At 69.3% G+C, this 6,399-nt stretch carries 7 protein-coding genes; 1 reads left to right on the forward strand and 6 read right to left on the reverse strand.

The features are described 5' to 3' along the window. The 6 genes from NP4_RS38735 to NP4_RS38760 are packed head-to-tail and all read right to left on the reverse strand — an operon-like array spanning position 1 to position 5,128. A complete protein-coding gene (locus NP4_RS38735) occupies positions 1–1,002 on the reverse strand; it encodes an alpha/beta hydrolase (RefSeq protein WP_068009420.1) in 1,002 nt (333 codons plus the stop codon). A 51-nt stretch (positions 1,003–1,053) separates the two neighbouring features. Continuing rightward, positions 1,054–2,211 carry a GGDEF domain-containing protein gene (locus NP4_RS38740; protein WP_082876617.1) on the reverse strand — a complete coding sequence of 386 codons (1,158 nt, stop codon included), beginning with the start codon at positions 2,209–2,211 and terminating at the stop codon, positions 1,054–1,056. A gap of 31 nt (positions 2,212–2,242) precedes the next feature. Then, a complete protein-coding gene (locus NP4_RS38745) occupies positions 2,243–2,674 on the reverse strand; it encodes a hypothetical protein (RefSeq protein WP_068009427.1) in 432 nt (143 codons plus the stop codon). Continuing rightward, complete coding sequence (locus tag NP4_RS38750) at positions 2,671–3,792, reverse strand: molybdopterin-dependent oxidoreductase (RefSeq protein WP_068009430.1); 1,122 nt, start codon at positions 3,790–3,792, stop codon at positions 2,671–2,673. The genes NP4_RS38745 and NP4_RS38750 overlap by 4 nt, the downstream gene beginning before the upstream one ends. Then, complete coding sequence (locus NP4_RS38755; protein ID WP_068009442.1) at positions 3,789–4,466, reverse strand: TIGR04282 family arsenosugar biosynthesis glycosyltransferase; 678 nt, start codon at positions 4,464–4,466, stop codon at positions 3,789–3,791. The genes NP4_RS38750 and NP4_RS38755 overlap by 4 nt, the downstream gene beginning before the upstream one ends. Then, positions 4,463–5,128 carry a glycosyltransferase family 2 protein gene (locus NP4_RS38760; protein WP_062504473.1) on the reverse strand — a complete coding sequence of 222 codons (666 nt, stop codon included), beginning with the start codon at positions 5,126–5,128 and terminating at the stop codon, positions 4,463–4,465. The genes NP4_RS38755 and NP4_RS38760 overlap by 4 nt, the downstream gene beginning before the upstream one ends. A gap of 124 nt (positions 5,129–5,252) precedes the next feature. Between NP4_RS38760 and NP4_RS38765 the strand changes: the two genes are divergently transcribed. Beyond that, on the forward strand, positions 5,253–6,399 hold a 1,147-nt coding region (locus tag NP4_RS38765; RefSeq protein WP_068009444.1), incomplete at its 3' end, for a hypothetical protein.

The raw sequence follows: 6,399 nt of genomic DNA on the forward strand, positions 1-6,399 counted from the left end.
TCAGCTCACCTTTGTTCGGGCGGTCGTATCCGCCTGTGCCAGCGCGGATTTCACGAAGTCGGCCGCGCGGCGCAGGGCCGGGACGGCCTCGGGGACCAGTAGCGGAAGGGCCTGGAAGACGTGGATGCGCCCGGGCCACAGTTCGAGCTCGCAGCGCCCGCCCGCGGTGGTGATCATCGAATGCCACGCCCGCGCGTCGCCCGAGAGCATCTCCCCCGCACTGGCCTGTACCAGCATCGGCGGCAACTTCGCCCCCGGCGGCACCGCCAGCCGCAGTCGCGGCGAATCCGGCGGCTGCCCAACGGTATACAGCTCCAGCAGACGCTTACCCACCCACGCCGGGGCCATCGGGTCCGGGCGCAGCCGGTCCTGCCGTTCGGCCAGCCCCAGCGTCACATCCACCAGTGGGGAGAAGACGAAAACACCGGCGGGCTGGGAGGTTTCGCTGCGCAGATTCTCGAGCAGCAGATCCAGGGCCAGATGTCCGCCCGCGGAATCGCCGCCGATCACCAGATCCTCGGCGTGGTAGCCGTGCGCGAGCAGCCAGCGGTATCCGGCCTCGACATCCTGCGCCGCGGCGGGGAAGCGGTGTTCGGGGGCCAGGCGATAGTCGACGAGGAAGACCGGCAGACCGGTCAGTCGCGACAGCCGCGAGGCCAGGCCGCGGTGGGTGCGCGCGGAGCACACCACATAGCCGCTGCCGTGGATGTAGTAGATCGCCCGGGAACCGTGTTCGACACCGGCCGCGCGCACCCATTCACCGCGCACACCCTCCGAACGCACCGGCGTGATCCGGGTGCCGGGCAGGGTGGGCCCGAAGGTGGCCATGACGCTCGCGATGATGCCGCGACCGATGCCGATACCCAGTCGATTGGGCGGCAATACCGCGTGAACCCGCCGCAGTCCCAATACCGAGGCCGAGGCCGCGAATCGGGTACGCAAGGCGGCGACATCGGGAACCGGGGCCGGACCGATGGTCGGCGTTGACCATGTACTCGCCATGTCACACAGAATCACCGACCTATGCGCCATTTGTCAATGGCACATTTGATATCAGGTTCCAGCGGCCTGCTGCGGGGCGGACGGCATCATCCACGGCTCGTCGACGGCGATCGCATTGCCGCCCTGCTGTTTGGCCCGGTACATGGCGGTATCGGCGCGATGCATCAGGTCGGTGAGCACCCGACCCACCCGATCGCGGGGCCCGCCCGGGGGCAGGGTCGCCAGGCCGAAACTCGCGGTGATGGATACCGGATCGGATTCCGCGGCCACCGCCCGCCGCAGCCGCTCGGCCACCACCCGCGCCCCGGGCGGCGGCAGCATGGTCACCACCGCGAATTCCTCACCGCCGATGCGGCCGATGATCGATCCGCTGGGCGCGGCCGCCCGCAGCCGGCGCGCGGTGTTGCGCAGCACCTCGTCGCCGACGTGATGACCGAAAGTGTCGTTGACCGCCTTGAACCGGTCCAGATCGATCATGATCATGCAGACGTGGTCCATCGGATAGTGGTAGATCTTCTGTGCCGCAAAGTATTCCAGGCCGCGACGGCTCGACAACCGGGTGAGCGGGTCCGACAGCACATCGGTCCACAGCAACCAGAAGCCGAACTGCAGCCCCGGCAGCAACACCCCGCAGATGATCACCATCGCGGTGATCATCGCGACGGCCGCCAGCGGTTGTTCGCCGTTCAGGACCGGAACCGACAGCAACGCCGCCGACAGCACCGACCACACCCCGTGCACGGCCACCACCCGCGGGGTGTGGAAGAACGTGAAGTAGATCCCGATGGCGATCAGCAGAATCATCCCCGTGGTGTGCCCGATGCGATCGCCCCCGTACGCGCTGACGACGGTGACGAAGATGTCGGCCCCGCCCAGCAGGAGAATCGAGGCGATCACGACCGGTACCGGCAGGAACCACCAGCGCAGCGCCCACAGCGCGGCGATGCCCGCGCAGACCAGCAGCACCGTGCGCTCGGTGGAATGTCCGCGCTCGGGCAGCGAGCACGCCGCCAGCACCAGGATCACCGCCCAGGTCATGCCGCCCGAGCCGACGACGACCTTCATCCACGTCAGAGCGGATTTCGAGGCGATCGTCTGCACCAGCCAGCGATAGTGCCCACTCTGCTCCCACCAGGACCGAACCAACTGCCGACTACGCATACGACCCCCTGTTTGCCGCTCGGCGAGCGCCATCGTCGTACTGGTCATGAGAAGACGGGAAATGTCCGGTTGCTATCGGTTAACTGTCAATTCTATTCCGCCGCGCAACCCGGACACGCCGGTGATCGAGTCCCGTGATGAACGCCACCGCGCCCCAGACCACGGCCAGCGCCGCGATCAGGCCGAGCGCGTACGGCCGATCGAGTACGGTCTCGTTCGTGGTCACGGCGTGTTCGCGACCCACCACCGGCAGCGCGACCGCGATCAGCGCGACCGAGCACACGGACCCGTAGACCGTCCCGGCCCACCAGCCCCGCGGCACCAGCCGCCGCGCCCCCGCCCCGAGCGCCGCGCACACCGGCGCGAAGACGAAGTCGTGCACGAGGATCCCGCCCGCGAACCAGATCACCACCGACCGCAGATCGGCGGGATTCTGCTCCAACAACAGCGCGACGCCGTACGCACCCGCCGCGATTCCCAAACCCAGCAAGATGATTCGTATCGCGATCACGACATCACCTCGATCGAAGCCAGCCACTTGGTCTGCAGGACCCCCGGCCGGTTCGGCGCGATCAACCGACACGGATATCCGTGGTCGAGATCAAGTTCCTCTCCATTGACCCGCAGGGCGATCAACGTCGCATCGTCGACGACATGCCGCTGCGGCAGGACCGAATTCCCGTAGATCCCACCACGCTCCAGCGATACGAATCGCACGTCCCCACCCCGATACTCCCCCACCGCCCCCAGCAACTCCCGCAATCGCACACCCACCCACCGCGCCGAGGCGCTCCACCCCTCGACACAGGCGATCGGCAACTCCACCTCGTACTGTCGCAACCCCGCCAACTCCGCCCGAGAGAACTCCCGCCGCATCCCACCGCAACCGACCACCAGCCGATACCCCTCGTCCCGAGCCGAATCAACCACCCCCGCCTCCTCCGCAGTCCGATTGACCGGAACCCCTTGCGGCCCTTCCCCACTCCGCGGCGCCAACACCGCCACCCACCGCAGAAACGGGACCGTCTGCCCCGCCACAGCCAGCCCGGCCACAATCGCCCCCAGCCCCGCGGCCAGTACAACCCTCCGGGAAGATCCGACCCCCGGGGTCGGCTCATCGTTCAGCGGCTGGGACAAGGCTGTGCGGACTATCGGAAGCTTCACCGCCAGATGGACGGCCAGAGCGCCGATCGCCACGTAGGCCATGGCGTAGTGGGTCGTGGTGAAGAAGAACTTCCACGGGTAGTACTTGGCCGTATTCAGTAGGCCGGTGGTCAGTTGGAAGATGGTGGCGCCCACCAGAATTGCGATGGAGGCGCGTTCCAGAGCGCGTAGCGGGTCGCCCAGCAGGGGGCGGGTGAACAGGCGTGGGTAGACCGTCCAGAGTTTCACGATCAGCAGGGGGATGGCCATGGTGCCCGAGATGACGTGAGCGCCCTGGGTCACGCGATAGAGCCAGACGGGGTGGGTGGGCCAGGCGAACCAGGTGGGCGGGTGCTGGATCCAATGGCTCAGCAGGCCCGTGACGAAGCAGACGGCGATGGCCGCGCCGAGCGCCGCGCCCACCCGGGCCGCGGCGCGGGGGCCGCGGGCCGGGGAGGTTCGAGATTCGATGGGAGTGGGGATCATGGGGAGACGCGGTCCAGGTGTTCGAGGGTGTGGGCGAAGCGACCGGTGCATCGGGTAGCGACGGCACGGGCGTCTTCGTAGTGGTCGACGTCGGTCAGAGTGGGTAGGTCGTGCACTCGATACCCGCAGTGATGCAGCATCTTTCGAGTCAGCTCGCCGGTGCGGTCGGTGGACATGGGTACCTCGGTGAGCAGCCTCGCCGGACGCGGATCGGGCAGGCCGAGTGCCCACCAGCCGCCGTCGGTGGCGGGCCCGAGCACGCTGTCGCCGGAGTCCAGCAGCAGGCGGGCTGATGCGGCGAGCAGTTCCGGACCCGCCTGCGGGGTGTCCATCCCGATCTGGAGTACCGGCAGACCCAGGCGCGCGGCGTCGGCGTGCGCATTGGCCAGTCGCTGCCCGAAGTCGTTGCCGCGCTGGGCGATCACCACGCAGTCACCCAAAGCCACAGCCAGCTCCCCCGCCCGCTCGGCGCGATCGAGCTCCCCGGTCCAGGCCACCACGACATGACGCGCCCCGCTGAGCCGCACGGCGTCGAGGGTGTCCAGCAGAGCGTCCGCGGCCAGCCGAGCCGCCTCGGCGGGCGACAGCGGCGGGGTCAACCGGGTCTTGGCGAAACCCGCGATGGGCGCCTTGGCCACCACGAGCAGCGTCGCGGCGAGATCGGATTCGCTCATCGCACACTCCAGAAGTCCCGCACCGCCCGCACGGTGCCCCGCACCGATCCCGAAACCTTGGACACCCCATGACTTCTCGGTCGATACGTGATGTCGCGCTCCACGACCAGCCACCCGGCCAGCGCGGCCCGCACCAGCAGTTCCAGCGGATACCCCGACCGCGGATGCAACGGCCCGAGTGCGCGCAGCCGGGCGCGCCGAGTGACCCGCATGGCCGCCACATCGTGCACCGGCAGCCCGTAGCGCCGCCGCAGCCGCTGGGCCACCAGCGCATTACCCAGCCGTGCGTGCCACGGCCACGCGCCCGATCCGGCGGGACGGCGGCGGCCCACCACCATGTCGACGCGCGGGCCGAGTTCGGCCACCAGCCGCGGCAATTCGCCCGGATCCATCGATCCGTCGCCGTCGAGCACGGCCACCACCTCGGTGCGCGCGGCATCGATCCCCGCGCGCACCGCACTGCCGTATCCGGGTCTTGATTCCAGCACCACGGTCGCCCCCGCCGACCGGGCCACGGCCGCGGTCGCATCGGTGGAACCGTTGTCCACCACGATCACTCGATACTCCGGCGGAACGGCCGAGAGTACTCCCGGCAACGCACCCGCCTCGTCCCGGCACGGGATCACCACGGTGACACCCGGCTCTTCCGGTGATTCGGTCATGTCGACGACCGTAGAACCCAACGGCCCCGGAAAGGGTCAGCGAATCGGTGACGAAAGTATGACAAGAGCTGGACCGACGCTCGTCCTACCGATTTCGGGCCGATCGCGGACCTAGGGTGTATCCGTGACCGACACCTCTGTCATCGCCGCCCGGCGCGTCCTCGCGCACCGGGCCGACTTCGCCTGCGCGGGCGCCGCGGTCGTTCTGGTCGGGACCGCGATCGCGGTCCCGCGAATTCTCGGCGAACAGTGGAGCCGCAGACTCTACGCGGGCGCGGCGCCGCTGTTCGGACAGTGGCTGCCCCATGCCGGGTGGGGCACGATCCCCGCGATCGCGATCGCCGCACTGGTCATCGCCTACGGCCCCGCCCTGGCCCGACAGCTTCCGTGGCGGCGACTGCTCGCCCTGACCTGGCTGACCGCGGTGTGTTGGGCCTTCGCCCTGGCCATGGTCGACGGCTGGCGGCGCGGCTTCACGGACCGGCTCACCACCCGCGACGAATATCTGCACGAGGTCGGCGGCGTCACCGATATCGCGGCCATGCTGCGCGGATTCTCCGCCCGCATCCTGGATTTCCAACCCGACTCCTGGACCACCCACGTCTCCGGCCATCCACCGGGTGCGCTGCTGAGCTTCGTGTTGCTCGACCGGCTCGGCCTGGGTGGCGGCGCGTGGGCCGCCTGGCTGTGCACGATCGTCGGCTGCGGTGCGGCGGTCGCGGTCCCGGTAACACTGCGCGCCCTGGGAGCCGAGGAAAGAGCCCGCGCCGCAACGCCTTTCCTGGCCCTGGCCCCGGCGGCCATCTGGCTCGCGGTCTCCGGCGACGCTCTGTTCGCCGGGGTCACCGCCTGGGCGGTGGCGCTGCTGGCGGTGGCGCTGCGAATGGAGAAGGGTTGGCTCGCCGCCGGTCTGGGCTCGGGTGCGCTGTTCGGATTCGGCATCTACCTCAGCTACGGGCTGGTGCTCATGGTGATTCCGGCAGCCGCGGTCCTCGCCCTGGGACTGCTGCGGCGCATGGACACGCCCGATATCCGCCCGGCCCTGGCCGTCGCGGTCGGCGCGCTGCTGGTGGTCGGCCTGTTCACCGCCGCCGGATTCTGGTGGTTCGACGGCTATCACCTTGTGGTGCAACGCTATTACCAGGGCATCGCCTCCGAGCGACCCTATTCGTACTGGGTCTGGGCCGATCTCGCCGCCGCGGCCTGCGCGCTCGGACCGGCCGCCGCGGCCGCCCTGCATCGCGTCGTCCGCGAGGTGGCCCGCCCTTTCG

Source organism: Nocardia pseudobrasiliensis NBRC 108224, from assembly GCF_001613105.1.
Taxonomy (GTDB): Bacteria; Actinomycetota; Actinomycetes; order Mycobacteriales; family Mycobacteriaceae; genus Nocardia; species Nocardia pseudobrasiliensis.

Excerpts from the sequence above, each read along its gene's own strand:
- NP4_RS38760 (WP_062504473.1), bottom strand. The coding sequence starts at position 5,128 with ATGACCGAATCACCGGAAGAGCCGGGTGTCACCGTGGTGATCCCGTGC.
- NP4_RS38750 (WP_068009430.1), bottom strand. The coding sequence starts at position 3,792 with ATGATCCCCACTCCCATCGAATCTCGAACCTCCCCGGCCCGCGGCCCC.
- NP4_RS38735 (WP_068009420.1), bottom strand. The coding sequence starts at position 1,002 with ATGGCGAGTACATGGTCAACGCCGACCATCGGTCCGGCCCCGGTTCCC.
- NP4_RS38755 (WP_068009442.1), bottom strand. The coding sequence starts at position 4,466 with ATGAGCGAATCCGATCTCGCCGCGACGCTGCTCGTGGTGGCCAAGGCG.
- NP4_RS38740 (WP_082876617.1), bottom strand. The coding sequence starts at position 2,211 with ATGACCAGTACGACGATGGCGCTCGCCGAGCGGCAAACAGGGGGTCGT.